The 15,034-nt window shown below is 35.7% G+C and carries 13 protein-coding genes and 1 tRNA gene; 9 read left to right on the forward strand and 5 right to left on the reverse strand.

Annotation, left to right across the window (positions count from 1 at the left end):
- Nucleotides 1–151: 151 nt before the first annotated feature.
- The 6 genes from ACFSKV_RS07260 (at nucleotide 152) to ACFSKV_RS07285 (ending at nucleotide 5,543) form a co-directional block, all read left to right on the forward strand.
- Nucleotides 152–763, forward strand: coding sequence for an RNA polymerase sigma factor (locus ACFSKV_RS07260; protein ID WP_380801279.1), 612 nt, complete (start codon nucleotides 152–154; stop codon nucleotides 761–763).
- Nucleotides 741–1,523 (forward strand): hypothetical protein, encoded by a 783-nt coding sequence (locus ACFSKV_RS07265; protein ID WP_380801280.1) that lies wholly within the window; start codon nucleotides 741–743, stop codon nucleotides 1,521–1,523. Before ACFSKV_RS07260 ends, ACFSKV_RS07265 begins: the two co-directional genes overlap by 23 nt.
- A 72-nt stretch (nucleotides 1,524–1,595) precedes the next feature.
- Nucleotides 1,596–2,381 (forward strand): hypothetical protein, encoded by a 786-nt coding sequence (locus ACFSKV_RS07270; protein WP_380801281.1) that lies wholly within the window; start codon nucleotides 1,596–1,598, stop codon nucleotides 2,379–2,381.
- 158 nt (nucleotides 2,382–2,539) lie between these two features.
- Nucleotides 2,540–3,355: a DUF2490 domain-containing protein gene (locus tag ACFSKV_RS07275; protein WP_380801282.1), complete on the forward strand. Its 816-nt coding sequence runs from the start codon at nucleotides 2,540–2,542 to the stop codon at nucleotides 3,353–3,355.
- Between the two features lie 9 nt (nucleotides 3,356–3,364).
- A complete protein-coding gene (locus tag ACFSKV_RS07280; RefSeq protein WP_380801283.1) occupies nucleotides 3,365–4,432 on the forward strand; it encodes a hypothetical protein in 1,068 nt (355 codons plus the stop codon).
- 10 nt (nucleotides 4,433–4,442) lie between these two features.
- A complete protein-coding gene (locus ACFSKV_RS07285) occupies nucleotides 4,443–5,543 on the forward strand; it encodes an ABC transporter transmembrane domain-containing protein (protein WP_380801284.1) in 1,101 nt (366 codons plus the stop codon).
- On the opposite strand, the gene ACFSKV_RS07290 is transcribed toward ACFSKV_RS07285, so the two are convergent.
- From ACFSKV_RS07290 to ACFSKV_RS07305, 4 genes are all read right to left on the reverse strand, one after another.
- Nucleotides 5,446–8,286: a CHAT domain-containing protein gene (locus tag ACFSKV_RS07290; protein ID WP_380801285.1), complete on the reverse strand. Its 2,841-nt coding sequence runs from the start codon at nucleotides 8,284–8,286 to the stop codon at nucleotides 5,446–5,448. The two genes, ACFSKV_RS07285 and ACFSKV_RS07290, sit on opposite strands and share 98 nt — an antisense overlap.
- The gene (locus ACFSKV_RS07295) at nucleotides 8,267–9,160 is read right to left on the reverse strand and encodes a hypothetical protein (protein WP_380801286.1); all 894 of its coding nucleotides are present in this window, start codon (nucleotides 9,158–9,160) and stop codon (nucleotides 8,267–8,269) included. The genes ACFSKV_RS07290 and ACFSKV_RS07295 overlap by 20 nt, the downstream gene beginning before the upstream one ends.
- Nucleotides 9,161–9,294: 134 nt before the next feature.
- Nucleotides 9,295–10,101 carry a DMT family transporter gene (locus ACFSKV_RS07300; RefSeq protein WP_380801287.1) on the reverse strand — a complete coding sequence of 269 codons (807 nt, stop codon included), beginning with the start codon at nucleotides 10,099–10,101 and terminating at the stop codon, nucleotides 9,295–9,297.
- A gap of 144 nt (nucleotides 10,102–10,245) precedes the next feature.
- Nucleotides 10,246–10,920: an ABC transporter ATP-binding protein gene (locus ACFSKV_RS07305; protein WP_380801288.1), complete on the reverse strand. Its 675-nt coding sequence runs from the start codon at nucleotides 10,918–10,920 to the stop codon at nucleotides 10,246–10,248.
- A 138-nt stretch (nucleotides 10,921–11,058) separates the two neighbouring features.
- Here ACFSKV_RS07305 and sucC point away from each other — a divergent pair, with 138 nt between their 5' ends.
- The 3 genes from sucC to ACFSKV_RS07320 all read left to right on the forward strand — a co-directional run bounded on the left by sucC (nucleotide 11,059) and on the right by ACFSKV_RS07320 (nucleotide 13,880).
- The gene (gene sucC / locus ACFSKV_RS07310; RefSeq protein ID WP_380801289.1) at nucleotides 11,059–12,273 is read left to right on the forward strand and encodes an ADP-forming succinate--CoA ligase subunit beta; all 1,215 of its coding nucleotides are present in this window, start codon (nucleotides 11,059–11,061) and stop codon (nucleotides 12,271–12,273) included.
- An 18-nt stretch (nucleotides 12,274–12,291) separates the two neighbouring features.
- Nucleotides 12,292–12,365, forward strand: a tRNA-Arg gene (locus ACFSKV_RS07315).
- 678 nt (nucleotides 12,366–13,043) lie between these two features.
- Complete coding sequence (locus ACFSKV_RS07320; protein ID WP_380801290.1) at nucleotides 13,044–13,880, forward strand: universal stress protein; 837 nt, start codon at nucleotides 13,044–13,046, stop codon at nucleotides 13,878–13,880.
- 186 nt (nucleotides 13,881–14,066) lie between these two features.
- Here ACFSKV_RS07320 and ACFSKV_RS07325 read toward each other — a convergent pair whose 3' ends face one another.
- Nucleotides 14,067–14,972 carry a DUF3078 domain-containing protein gene (locus ACFSKV_RS07325; RefSeq protein ID WP_380801291.1) on the reverse strand — a complete coding sequence of 302 codons (906 nt, stop codon included), beginning with the start codon at nucleotides 14,970–14,972 and terminating at the stop codon, nucleotides 14,067–14,069.
- Nucleotides 14,973–15,034 lie beyond the last annotated feature (62 nt).

Here is a 15,034-nt window from a genome sequence, read left to right on the forward strand (position 1 = left end):
GTTTAAACAAAAATTGAAGTATTTTTTATGTACTGCAATATAATCAATGATGATTGGGGAATAACATTTTGAAAATCCACTTTAAAATTATCAAAATATTAAATTAGTTGGTTACATTAATTGAACTCACTTCGACAAAGAGTTATAAGGAATGAAAAAGGCAAAGGAATTAACAGAGCAGGAAATAATTTCTGCTATCCAATCAAAAAAGGCAATTAATTCAGCCTTAAAGTATCTGTATGATAGCTATTACAGATACCTGGAGAGATATGTACTTCAAAATAGCGGTAACGAAGATGATGCAGCAGATATGATTCAGGAAGCTTTCCTGGTTTTTATCAGGTTGATAGAAGAAAACAAATTCCGACAGGAATCTTCCATCAAATCATACCTCTATTCGATTACCAGAAATTTATGGATTACTGAATTGAGAAAAAGGAAAAGTATGGCCATGCGAAATGAATATTATGAAAATGAGAAAAATGAAGAACTAGCGGATATTTCTCATGCCATCATCAAAAATGAAAGCCATAAAATAATCATGGACCTTTTTTCCGAAATAGGTCAAAAATGTAAAAATATACTCTACCGATTCTACTATGAAGAGCTTCCCATGAAAGAAATAATGGTATTGGAAGACTTTTCCAATGAACAGGTTTTAAGGAACAAGAAACACAAATGTTTAAAAAGTCTTATTGAAAAAATTCAGTCAGATCCTTCAAAATATACAACCATTAAAAATGCCCTACAATATGTTGGATGATAGATATATAGCATTGATTGATGATTACCTGGATGGTATCCTTAGTCAGGAAGAAAATGAAAAAATTGAAGCTGAGTTAAAAGAAAACCATGAGTTACAAGACTTATTGGCGCTTTTAAAATTGACCCGGGAAAGTATCAGAATGTCAGGACAAAAGCAGATGATCCAAGAGATTCACCAGAACTTCATTGAGGAATCCGAAAGCATTGAAAATAAAGAAAAAACCATCCGTTTCAAAATTTCCCCATGGTGGTTGGGCATAGCGGCTTCCCTTGCCTTATTAATACTTATTGGGAATTTTTGGGTCAATACCCAAACCGATTCTTATTTCGAAAGAAATTATGTAGCCTATAATCTGCCTACCATGCGCTCTTTGGAAAGCCAGGAAAATGAAATTGTCAATCTTTATAAAACTGCTGAATTCGAGAAAATTACAAAAATAATTACCCTCAATTCAGAAGATTCTGAGGCTCTTTTTCTATCAGGATTATCTCATTTTGAATTGGGAAATTACCGTGAATCGGCACAGTTTTTGAAAAAGGTACAAAATCTTAATGAAACCAAAACAAGTGAGGCTAGGCTTTTTCAGGATGAATCCGATTATTATCTGTTCTTAACCTTCCTCAAAACTGAAGATTACATGGAGGCAGAAAACTATTACTCAAGGATTACCTCCCAAAAGAATCATACTTATCATACTATGATTGATCTTCAGGATAAGGTGAGATTCAGTATTCTAAAGCTTAAGAAAAAAATGTAAAAAAAAATTTAGCTGTAAGGTTACAATTTTCAGTTTTGATTCGACCAACTATTAAACAAACAAAAAATAACTATGAAAAATTTAATCAAATATTTTCCTGTTTTCGGTTTAATTTCCCTAGTGATTTTATCCTCATGCAATACAGAAGATCAAGCTCCAAGTGTTGGGGAAGGTGAAGGTAAACTAGGGGTAGCACTGGTACTTAAAAACAATTCTATAAACATGTCCAATGCCAGAGTTGAAAACAATAATTTAACTATTGAAGAGGGATTTATTCAAATAAAAGAATTGGATTTGGAGGTTGAAGGAAGAAATGAATCCGGCAAATTTGAAAAAGAGATTGAAATAGAATTTAATGATATCAAAAAAATCAATTTCAATCAATTCGATAAATCAGTTGACTTTTTCATCAATATTCCTGAAGGAGAGTATAAAGAAATTGAACTGGAATTGGATTTAATCGACTACAAAAACCAGCCTTCCATATATTTTGAAGGGAATTTTACCGATGACGAGGGTAATACCATTCCATTCCAATTTGAATATTATGGAGATGATATTGACTTCGAGGTTGAAATTGAAGCAGATGATGATGATAATTATGATGATGACGATGATAATTATGATGATGACGATGATAATTATAAGTATTTTACAGTTGACAGAATCAATAACCCACTTGCTTTGTTTGAATTAAATGCAGTGAATTGGTTAAGAAATGTAACAAGCTCTGAGATGGCCAATGCGGATAGAACAGATGGAAAGATCCTTTTAACCAGAAATAGCAATAGCGATATTTACAAAAAAATAAAAAGCAATATTGAAGCTTCTTCAGAGATTGAAGTTAATCTTGATTGATTTATCCTCGATTCTAAGTGAAAAAAGCCAACAAAATAGTTGGCTTTTTTTTATATTTATTTCATTATATATTTTGATTTAAACTATTATTAATTTTTTTTATTATTAAATATTACATTTTTTATCCATGTGCAGACTAAGTATAAAAGAAGATGCACATGAAAAATTTTAAATTGTATCTGGTATTTTCCATCCTACTTGTCCTGCTTACCTTCCATGGAAATTTAAATGCCCAGCAGGAAATAAGGTATTGGGGTTCATTTTATTTGGATGCCCCTCTTACCCGTAAAATTGATCTTCGGTTAAACTACCTTCGTTCAGTAGAACAGTACGGATCTGAATTGATTACCAATTTCAATTGGTATCAGTTCCGTTTCAATTATGAAGTAAACAAAAAATGGGACGTTCAAGCTGGAACGGCTTGGATGCAAGTACCTGCATACCATACTACAACCAACAGAATTTTTGTTAAGGCTTTTAAAAGTACCAAAATCAATAGAAAGCTGGTGCTCCGCAATGGGATTCAATTAGAACACCATAATGATGCAGAAAAGAGATTTGATCAAAGGGTTATATTGATTTCCAGACTTGGGCTTAAAAAGAGACTCGAATTTTTAAAATTAGCACCATCTGTCTCCTACTTACTTTTTTACAATATAGGTGGCACTCCTATTCGGTATTTCAATGAATCCGGTGAACAGATTGCTTACCAGGCAGCAAATGGGTTCCATAGAGGGAGACTTGTATTCAACCTCAATACAAAAGTTAGTAAGCAGATCAGAGCAGCAATTTTTTACATGAACCAACATGAGTTCAACATGGGTAAAGAAACCAGAAACATCAATGTACTGAACCCCAACACAGGAAGAATCCAGCGTCCTTTCCATAATTACCATGCATTTGGATTCTCATTGACTTATATACTGCCGGGATCCAACAACAAACCTTATTTAGAAAATATCTTCACCAATTAATTGAAAAATATGAAAACCAGAATCAAAAAATCTTTCGCATGTCAAGGAATCAAAAACTTTAGAATATCCACAGATATAAAACAACTGGACAATTACATCCCTAAAGAAGGTGATGTGGTCTTATTTGAAGTGATTGAAACAGGAAAACATAAGAACCTTCAAACGACAACAAGAAATGTAACCCTTATGCCAGAAGATCAAATTCTTGGGGTATTCGGTAACCGTTATGCTACCAATCAATTCGAGGGTTATGTTCCGGATCGTCCAATGGAAGAATATCATATGTTAGGCGGCGGTGGTGTAATGGGCATCTTGGCTTCATCCCATTCCAAATTTGAGGAAGTTGGGCCGACCAGGTTAAAGTTGATAGGTTTGGCTACCGACCCCTTCAAAAGGGTTATCAATACATTGAAGGTGTTCAAAGATGAACTCGTACCTTTCTCGGGATTATCAGCCAGTCAGACAAAAATCGTACTTTCCCTTGGTTCATCAATGGACAGTGGAAAAACCACCACAGCGGCTTTTATGATCCATGGACTTAAGAAAAGGGGAAATAAAGTTGCTTATATCAAATTGACAGGAACCGCTTATCCAAAGGACAAAAACCTAGCTTATGATATGGGTGCAGACCTGGCCATTGATTTCAGCAAATATGGTTTCCCTTCAACCTACCTGACCGAAGAACCTGTTCTACTTTCTTTGTATGAAACATTGATCAAAGATTCCTTATCAGTTCGTCCAGACTATGTAGTCATTGAAATAGCAGATGGTATTTTCCAAAAAGAAACAAAAATGCTACTTCAAAATTTTGCTTTTATGAATACTGTAAATGATGTGGTATTCTCTGCCGGAGACAGTTTGTCCGCTGTTCATGGCTATCATCTTTTATGTCAAATGGGGATTTTCCCAACCGCCCTTTCAGGACTGTTTACAGCAAGTCCACTTTTGGTCCAGGAGGTAGAATCAACTTTATACAAAGATTCGGGCAGTCCGTCTGTCCCTGTGCTTGGCCTTCGGGATTTGATGAGCGAAAACTGCCCTATTTTCAGCAATACAATGAAAGTTTTACAAGCTTAAATTTTACAAAATGGGAAAGAAAAAAAAGCTATTGGGAAGCAAATTACTCAGGGAAAATTACTTTAATTCCAAATTCTATTTAATCTTCATTCAGTTGGTAGGTTGGCTGGCATCTATCAGTACATTCGCCATTACCATCATCATTGGGGCTTTTTTCGAGCTTCAATTTCATACATCAACCAACCGGTCGACTTTATTGAAAAACTTAGGGGTGGAATTTTCATCCCTGAATTTCTTTTTCTTTGCATTCGCCTTGATCATTTTGGTCAAAATTTCCCTCAGTTTCATTGAAAAGCAGCTCATCAATAAAAAAGCTGAAAGTTTCATTAAAGAAACTACCCTCTTGTTGTTCAAAAAACAAATGTTTTGGACAAAAGAGGTTTTCCAGGAAAAGAGCTATGGAAAATACCTTTTAAGATATAGTGGCGATCTAGGCAGCATCAAAAACATGTTGGTCAATGGAATCCACAGAGCAACAAAAGACCTTTTATATTTAATTACAGGTATAGCTTTAATGCTTAGTATAAACAGTTATTTAACAGGAATTATAGTCTTAACTGCCCTCATTTTATCCCCCATCATTTTTTATCTGGACCATATCCAAAATCCCTTGATCATTGAAAAAAGAAACAGGAAAAGCTTGCTTCTGGATTTGGTGACCCGGAGTTTTTCCAACCATGAGGAAATTGGGAAATCCAATAAAAGAAACAGGACTGTCAGAAAATTCAAATCCAGGATCAACTCTGTTATTGAAGCCAATCTTAACTATCAGAAGTTGGAAAATTTGAGACAGATGATAGGGCCAACGGTAGCAAATCTTTTGGTTTTCATCCTGCTATTCAGTATTTCTCAATTTTCCTTTATCCAGATAAGCCCAAGTGAATTATTAGTATATTTATTGATCTTGGCAACCATGACCAGTCCCATCAAGAACATCATTAAAGCGCCGGGAATCATTCAAAAAGGAAAGATTTCTTTGATGAAAATTGAACAAATGATCAACAAAAAAAGGACTAAATCTTCTGTTGCCTCCTCCTTTGACGGGAATGATAAATCCAGTAACCCGCCAGTGGAACTAAGCCTAAGAATAAGTAAAGATATATCGGTATGAAAAGCTTGGTTTTATTCAAATTACCGACCAATACCAAATTAGCCCAAAAAACCGGGTGATGGTATTGGGCCATGGCAGGATCAGCTAATAACTCCATTTTAGCTTTTCTCAAGGAGACCGAAAAGGAATTTCCCTTTTCTACATGTCGGTAAAATGCTTCAGTTATATAAGCTGTAGCTTTATCTTCAGCTTTCCAAAGAGATGATATGATATTTTGGCATCCTGCCAGCATAAATGCCCTGGAAATGCTTAAGGCGCCCTCACTCCTACTTAAGGCCCCGAAATTGGTCTCACAAGCACTTAATAATACCAGAGATGTATGGCTTAGATCCATATTGACCACTTCATTGGTATATAATCTGCTTTCAATATTTCCAGGAAATAAAGCAATAAATGCCAGGTCTGGGTTTTGAGGATCCGGAATGGCGTGGGTGGACAATTGCAAATATTCTGCCTCAGGAAGAATATCCAAAAAAACATCCTTTCCAGCTTCCTCTCCCACAAAGCCGGTACCCTTCAGGTAAGTAATTTCTTCACCTGAATAGGGCAAACTTGAAAGCTGAACCTGCTCGTCTGACCAGGAATGGTCAAAAAATGGAGCAAATCCAATATTTTTGGCCTTTTCAATTGATTTCAAATCTATTTTCCCAATAAGCTGCAAGGAATATTGGTAAGTAATTGCATGATCATAAAGTAAAAATTGACCGTTTTTGCTTTCCAGGACCTCAAAAGGCAAATCAATCAAATTTCCATGCGGTATGATCAAAATATTTGGATAATCTTCAAAACGTGAATAAGCTTTCCCAAATAAATGGTTGAATAAAGTCATGCCTTCAGCCCCTGAATTATATTTTTGCCCCAACTTATATCCAATGATATTTTTTCTCAAGTTTTGGATTTCGTGATTTAATATATCTGACTTTTCAATTACCTGGAGATCAATATTCTCTTTATCCAAGAGAAAAAGTATGAAATTAGATTCAGTCTCGAAAAATGACAAAATGATGGTTTTTCTGTCCAATAGTTCTTTTTGTAAAAAAGGTATATCCAGGGGCAGATAATTCAACTTTCCCATTACATAATCAGGGGAGTTATTGAATTCATTATGAAGTCTGGACAATTCTAATCTTTTATCCGTCAAAGAATCCTGAAGAAGAGCAACTTGGTCAACATTACTCTCCAACAGAATTGCCTGCTGTATTCTCGAAATAGAGAAATGAAGGTCTCTCTCCAGCTGAAGTTTTTCAGTCGAAATTCCACTTATTTTTTTCAGCTTTCTCTCTCTTATTCCAATATTTAAACCAGTAGCTTTACTCCTTTCGGCCCATTCCAAAGCCTGGGTCAAATATTCTATATCTCTATCTAGCTCATAGCGTTCTAAAACTGTCTCTATCGCATATTGGTAAGTTTCCAATACAAAGTCACCTAAGAAAATTCTTGCTTCATCATTATCATAGTAATTACTCACAAAAAATGCCATGTCAAATGCAGTTTGAAAAGTCTCCCTTCCGGCCTGGAAAAACTTGGGATCCTGTTTTGATTCATACAGTTTTACAAAGGATTTTGCTTTATCTACCAAACTTTCAATTAGGGAAAATGTAGCAAATCCCAATGAATAATCCATTGGGTTTTTAAAAATATCAGGGCTGTCAAAATAACCGTCAATATTGATCATGGCTTGATGGAAATATTTCACCGCACTTTCATAATCTCCCTCCTCAAATGCTATTTTTCCCAACAAATTGTAACTCCTGCCCAATCTAAAATTAGAGGAACCTGTTCTTTCTACCCTAGTTCTGGACAAATAGGATTGTAGCACATCTTTGGCCCTTGCCAATTCATGCCGCTGCAGAAAAATTTCGGCCCTTTGATTTTGGAAGGATGGGGACTCCTTAAATTCTTCGGATGTAATTTTTTCAAGATAATTTAAAGCTGAATCAGGCAAAGATTTATCCAGAAAAATTCCTGTCATTTGCGTGTAAACCTGATCTCTATTGAATCCATACCTTTCCAATTCATGGTAAATTGCCAAAGCACTGTCCAGACGGTTCAGTTGAATCAGAGAACTTCCGATATTGCTGAGGAAGCTAAACAAGGCATATTGAAAATAGGGCTCCAGTTCATCAAATGACCGATTTCCTATAATTAGATTTTTCGCTTTAGTGAAATAAGTAACAGACTGAACATAATTACCTGATTCGAAGTAAATTACACCCAAGGAATTATATAATCTTGACGCTTCTGTTAAAGAGGATTTTTGTTGTATTAATTTTTCAGCTTCTTCCAGATAAAAAATACTGCTATCCGCCTGACTTTTCAAGTAATACGCTTCTCCAAGAAATAAATTGGATGCAAAAAACAAGGTGTCATTTACTGAATCTGAATTTTGGATTTCAAGCCCATTCCTGTAATAAACCACTGCATTTTTAAGGTCTCCTTTGATTAAGGCAAGGTTTCCGCATTTTTCAAAAATATCCAGTTTGATTTTATCCTCCAAAAGCTCCGCTCCTGAATGTAAAAGCTCCTTGAACAAAACCATTGACATACTATCTGTATAGTCTGAAGGGTTTTCTGATTCGTAATAAGCAAGGGCCTCCGAATATTTGGACAAAAGGGCTTCAGGACCTTGACCAGGAGAATGCTGATAAAACAATAATAGGAAAAGCAAAAACCACCTATTGATCAATTTGGAAAGATTTGATGAAGTGGTAATATTACCTAAATTATTGTAAGCTGGCAACAATCACTAGATAAGGCGGTCTAGGTTTGGTTTTAGGATTATCAGCCAGGAATCTGCCATTTTCAAAAATGAAAGGTTGGGTATAACTCAAAATACCGGATTTTCTATCCTCAATTTCATCCAAAAGGCTCTGAGGAACGTCCTGTAATTTTTCATAGTAGAAAATCTTAAGGTCTAAACCATTTAAAGCCCCAAGGCTGTTGTCCTGCAAACTGTAATACATTCTTACATCCAGAGTACTCCCATTTTGAGGAACTTCTCCAAAAGCTTCATTTTCAACTGTCTTTTTTAAATCAATTACTCCGGTAGAAGAATTTATTTCAATGCCAAGATCTGCCAATTTTTTATCGTCTGGACCTATTTCATCAAATTTACAACTGCTATTGTCATCAATGTCATCATCATCAATGTCATCATCATCATCAGGACAGGGACTTATAGCTGTTGGATTGGCATTGAATACAGGAGTGGCCAAAAAATCACTTTGATCCAAAATATAAACTTTGTCCAAATAATTGACACCGGCGACAATGAGTTCAAATTCACAAACAGTTTCAGGGGAGGAAGTTGGGGTAAAAGAAACCTTATACTTCAGGCCGGTCTCACTTTTGTTGATATCTATTTCTCCCGTTTCAGGATTGATCTGAAGTCCTTCCGGAAAAGCGGAAAATTGTCCACTTAAATTTTGAACAGGTATTATCTTATTTTCAGTAGCTGCATTAATATAAAAAATTGTATCACTGTAGGCGAAATTCGAGCAATTATATGGCTGACCGTTGCCATCAATAGGATCTCCATCATCATCCACCAAAGATGATTCACAGGCTATAAAACCTGAAAGGGTGAGCATTAGTAAATACTTCAAATACTTATTCATGTTAACCGGTTTTATCTGTTAGTCGAAGCTAACTATACAATTGTAACCAAGAAATGAGTTTTTTTAACATTAATCTAAAATTAGGCCAATTAATATTAAACACAACTTTTTCTTTTAGCTTTCCTATCCAGGAATCATACCTTGGAGGTCACATTCAAAACGACACCTGCCAATACCAGGGACATACCTATAAAACTTATCAAACTAAAAGTCTCATCAAAAATAAAAAAACCAAAGCCCAAGGCATAGATAATTCCTACATAACTCAAACTTGCCACTTTAGATACATTGGCATTCTGGTAGGCCAAAGTCATAAAGTATTGGGCAAACTGGGTAAGTAATCCCACGGCCAGAAGAATAAGCCAATCCCATTTTTGTGGGGTAACCCAAATAAAATAACTGAAAATAGCCGCTATTGGTATGGTAATTAAAGGAAAATAAAACATAATGACCAAAGGATGCTCGGAATTACTGATTTTCCTGATCAAATTATAGGCAAGACCCATGGACATCGCTGCTACCAGTCCTACAGAAAGATCAAAAAATGAAATCCTGGGATCAAATCCTTCGATAATAATTACGCCAATAAATGAAATACCAAAGAAAATAAACCGCTTTGCCCTTACCTTTTCTTTTACAATAAAAATCCCAAGAATGGTGGTAAAAATTGGAGCCAGATAATTGATGGTCACTGCTGAGGCAAGTGGAATACTCTGCAGATTATAGAAAAAAGCAATCAGGCCTATGGAACCTACAATCCCTCTCAATATCAGTAATTTTTTATTTGTCCCAAATAATGGGACTTCGGCTTTTTTTATTAGAAAATAGGTGAAAACGAAGCTGAAAACTGACCGGAACAAAATAATTTCAATAGCAGGGATATGTGGTACCAGTTTAACCGATACATTCATCAGGGCAAAAAGAAACCCTGCAAAAAGCATGTTTTGAACACTCTTATTACTCAATTTTCGATCAATATTTCGGCAAAGCTAAGGTAATAATTGAAATGTTCCTGTTCGCTTTTTAAAGAACATGTTCAAGATTTTTTTAGAATCATAACTTGAATATGGCCTTTTGGAATTTCCTTATCCTTTTTTATTGGTGAGTATGGAAAGCATTTTACCATCCTGCATGGTCAGGGTTCTGTCTGCCATTTTGGCGAGTTCCTGATTGTGGGTAACAATAACAAAAGATTGTCCAAAATTTTCCCTTAATTTAAAAAACAATTCATGGAGTGCCTGGGCATTTTGGGTGTCAAGGTTACCGCTAGGTTCATCTGCAAATACAATTTTCGGATTGTTGATCAAGGCCCTGGCCACAGCCACACGCTGCTGTTCTCCACCTGATAATTCTGAAGGTTTATGGGAGAGCCTTTTTTCAAAACCCAATAACCGTGATAATTCCATTGCCCTTTTTCTTAATTCGGTTTCATGTTTTCCCGCAATCAAGCCGGGGATAAGTATATTTTCTTCCGCCGTAAATTCAGGTAATAAGTTGTGGAACTGGAAAATAAATCCTATCTGACTGTTTCTGAAATCTGCCAGTTTATCACCTTTGAGCTTGGACACAAGAGTATTCCCTATCCATACTTCTCCCTCATCTGCATTATCGAGTGTTCCCAAAATATGCAAAAGTGTACTTTTCCCTGCACCGGATGCTCCCACTACAGAAACTACTTCATTATCAAATATTTCCAGATCCACACCTTTCAGAACATGGAGGTCTCCATAATATTTTTGAATTCCTTTGGCAACAAGCATAAATGGGTCGATAAAAGTTAAAGATAATGTGAGAGAAATTAATAAGGTTCAAAAATGCTATTTATTTACCAAAAAGAGGAATGCTTAACTTGAAAAATCAATATGTAGCACTTAACTTCGGGCAAAAATTTTACAAGGATGAATATACACGAATATCAAGCAAAAGAACTTTTGAAAAGCTACGGTGTACGAATTCAGGAAGGTGTCGTTGCTGACAGTCCTGAGACTGCATTGAAAGCAGCAAAAAAACTGAATGCAGAAACCGGAACTTCCTGGTATGTTATCAAGGCCCAGATCCATGCTGGTGGAAGGGGAAAAGGTAAAGTTAAAGAAACAGGCTCTAATGGAGTAGTTTTGGCAAAAAAGCTTGAGGAAGTACCGGAAAAAGCAAAAAACATCCTTGGTGGAACTTTGGTAACCATTCAAACTGGGGCTGAAGGTAAAAAAGTAAATAAAATATTGGTTGCTGAAGATGTCTATTATCCAGGTCATTCAGAGCCAAAGGAATATTATTTATCCATCCTTTTGGACAGGGCCAAAGGCTGTAATGTGATTATGGCCTCCACTGAAGGAGGAATGGATATAGAAGAGGTAGCTGAAAAACATCCGGAAAAAATTATCAAAGAATGGGTGGATCCTAAAGTGGGACTTCAGGGCTTCCAGGCAAGAAAAGTTGCTTTTAAACTTGGTTTGGAGGGCAATGCTTTCAAAGAGATGGTAAAATTCATTACTGCACTGTATAATGCGTACATAGGTTCTGATGCTTCCCAATTTGAAATCAACCCGGTTCTGAAGACTTCGGATGACAAAATACTTGCAGTTGATGCAAAAGTAAATCTGGATGATAATGCCTTGTTCAGACACCAAGACCTTGCGGAATTAAGAGATTTGGCAGAGGAAGATCCTTTGGAGGTTGAAGCTGGAAAATCTGACCTCAACTATGTGAAATTGGATGGAAATGTAGGTTGCATGGTAAATGGAGCAGGTTTGGCCATGGCCACTATGGACATGATTAAATTATCCGGGGGAGAACCTGCCAACTTCCTTGACGTAGGAGGAGGAGCAAATGCAGTTACAGTGGAAGCAGGTTTCAGGATTATCCTTCAGGATCCCAATGTGAAAGCAATTTTGATCAATGTTTTTGGGGGTATTGTCAGGTGTGACAGGATCGCAAATGGCGTAGTTGAAGCCTATAAGTCAATCGAAAATATTCCAGTTCCCATAATAGTAAGGTTACAGGGGACTAACGCCGAAGAAGGCGCAAAAATCATAGATGAATCCGGACTAAAAGTATCCTCCGCCATTACGCTGAAAGAAGCAGCTGAAAAAGTCAGAGCGGCTATCACTTCCTGATATTCTAAAATATAAGTTGCGCGCGTAGTTCAACTGGATAGAATATCGGATTTCGGCTCCGAGGGTTGAGGGTTCGAATCCTTCCGCGCGTACTAATCCCCCTAGACACAATCTAGGGGGATTTTTTTGGGGGGAGTTTAATGGCGAGATGCCTAAGGTAAGACTTGGATGATTTCTTCATTTTTACTTAAGTCTAGAATTGTGGAAAGGGAATTGATGGTATAATGAATCAGCAATTAGGAATGAAAGGGAAATTGATTTAAAGGTTTATAGTAAAAAATTGGAAAGAAAGTGAAAAAATCCTTAAAGAGATAATTCAATTTATAAACGATGAATTTCAGGTTTGATTTTGCTTATCTACCAAGGATTTTTAACAAAAAACCCTGACCAAGATGATCAGGGCTTTTTAAACTTAAACGCTTAAATTAAAATCTGTTTATTCAGATTTTCAACAAATAAACGAATAAGTTTTATCTATTTCAATTTCCCAAAAAAAGACTTTTATTAAGAAAAAAATCTGCTGTCAAGGGCTGGAAATGTACCGAAAATTATCAGCTATTTTCAATTCCATTTTCGTCTCAGACTTCAAATAAAACTTTCTTTTCTTTATATCCTTCTTTCGCATTTACTTAGATGGTACTTTATATAAATGAATTGGTTTTTTTTGACCTTAAACTGATTTTTATCATGGTTTGGACTGATCTGAAATAGCAAAAATTTATTATTTGAAGGGTAACTTTATACATATCAATAATCCAAACCCGAAAGTCATGAAAAAGATACTTATCCCCACCGATTTTTCTACTTGTGCCAAATCAGCTGAAAATTACGCTTTTCATCTGGCCAAGAAGATCAAGGCCGAATTGGTATTTTTACATATCATCATCACTCCTGTGGACTGGGCCAAACTGACCAAAGAACAGGAGGATTTCTTCCCTGAAACTAAAAAAGCCATAGCGAATGCCAAAGAAAAACTCAAGATTTTATTGAATAGGGCTGAAAGTGAAGGAATTCAGGCCAGGAAACTATTGGTTTTTAATGACGGAAATGAGAAAATCCATAAATATGTGGAATCTGAACACATTGATTTGGTAGTGATGGGTTCGCATGGACAATATGGGTTTAAGGAACATATGTTGGGAAGTAATACTTACAGTATGATCAGGAGAGCCAGCGTACCTATATTTGTAATCAAGGAAAACAATGATAAAACTGCCATCAATAAATTGGTTTTTGCCACTAATTTCCGAGAAGAAACAGGGGAATCATTCCGGTCAGCCGAAGCCCTTGCGGAAACTATAGGAACAAAGCTCCAAATCCTTTTTGTCAATACCCCAACTTACTTTATGGAAACCAATGACATTATTGTCCTTGGAAAAGCCTATTTAAAAAAATTCGGAAATTATGCTTATGATATCAATATTATAGATGCTTTCAAGGAAGAAAGAGGTATCATACAGTTTGCCGAAAAAGCGAAAGCAGATGGAATTGCAGTCATCACTTTCGGAAAATCAGATCTCATGCAGTATTTTTCACCCAGTATAACAGAAAATCTAATTGCAATGACGGATTTACCGGTGGTAAGTATCAGGAAACTCAAAAAATAAGAATAAAACTTGAAAAAATCCTAAAGCAATCCATAAAGGATTGCTTTTTTAAATAAAAAAGCAGGAGAAATTCTCCTGCCCTTTATATGAAAACTAAACCAACTATTATTTAACTACCACAATTGAAACAAAAATAATACATATTTGTAAAATTCAAAATTTTTTAAAAAAATCATATAAAAAGACTTACTTTTTATTACCCACTTTATACAAAAGACCTAAAGCCAATGCCTGGCTAAACTGAATCCCTGAAGTCATATCAATATCATACACATTGATACTTGTAAAAGTCACATCCACGTATTTTGTGATTTTGGCAATCAAGGTAAAATCCAAACGGTGGTCAATACTGTCAAAGGCCAATGTTTCTAAATTGGCAAACATCTGGTATCTTGAATTCAAAGTTAAATTATCATTGAATTTTTTATTGTATGTCATGAATACCTGAAAAGCCAACCATTCCTGTCTTACTGTCTGTCCTGCCGGAACACCATAATTTTCCGGTACATTATTGATGATATTAGGATCTGTAACGAATGTAAACCTTGGTGAAAAAGGAGCCAAACGCAAAGCGAATTCTTCATTCGGCTTGTATTCCATACCAAAACCGGTTGTCAAAAATGCAGGTGAAAAAAAGCTGGAAATTAAAATGGGATCATCCTGGCTATAATCAAAACCCTGGGTAAACTGGGTGATAAAGTTGACTGAAGCAAAATACCCCCATTTTTCACTGATTTTACGTCCTACTTTAGAATCAAAAAAGATCCTGTCATTGGATTTTCTAAAGTCCTGTCCTTCATTTTTCACTAGGCCATAAATTAATTCAACCTGGTTATCCCAGCTCCATTTGTCTTTGGCATAATTGGCTTTTCCTGACACAATGGAACCCAGCGCAATTGAATTTACACCCCCTGCTTTCCAATTGCCTGAAAAAGCCGCCTGATTGAAGTTAATTCCAAATGAAAATTCCCTATCCCAATAGCTAGTATCCTGCAAAGCTTCTTCGGTTGCATCTGTCAATTCTTCCACTTCCTGTGAAATGGCCAATTGACAGGTAAGTAAAAATGCGCATAGTAGAAATAAATTTTTCATATGAGTTTGTTTAGGTTTAATTCATTAGAATATAAATAGATAAATAAAATTTTAAATTAAAA

The organism is Shivajiella indica (assembly GCF_042683085.1).
GTDB classification, from domain to species: domain Bacteria; phylum Bacteroidota; class Bacteroidia; order Cytophagales; family Cyclobacteriaceae; genus Shivajiella; species Shivajiella indica.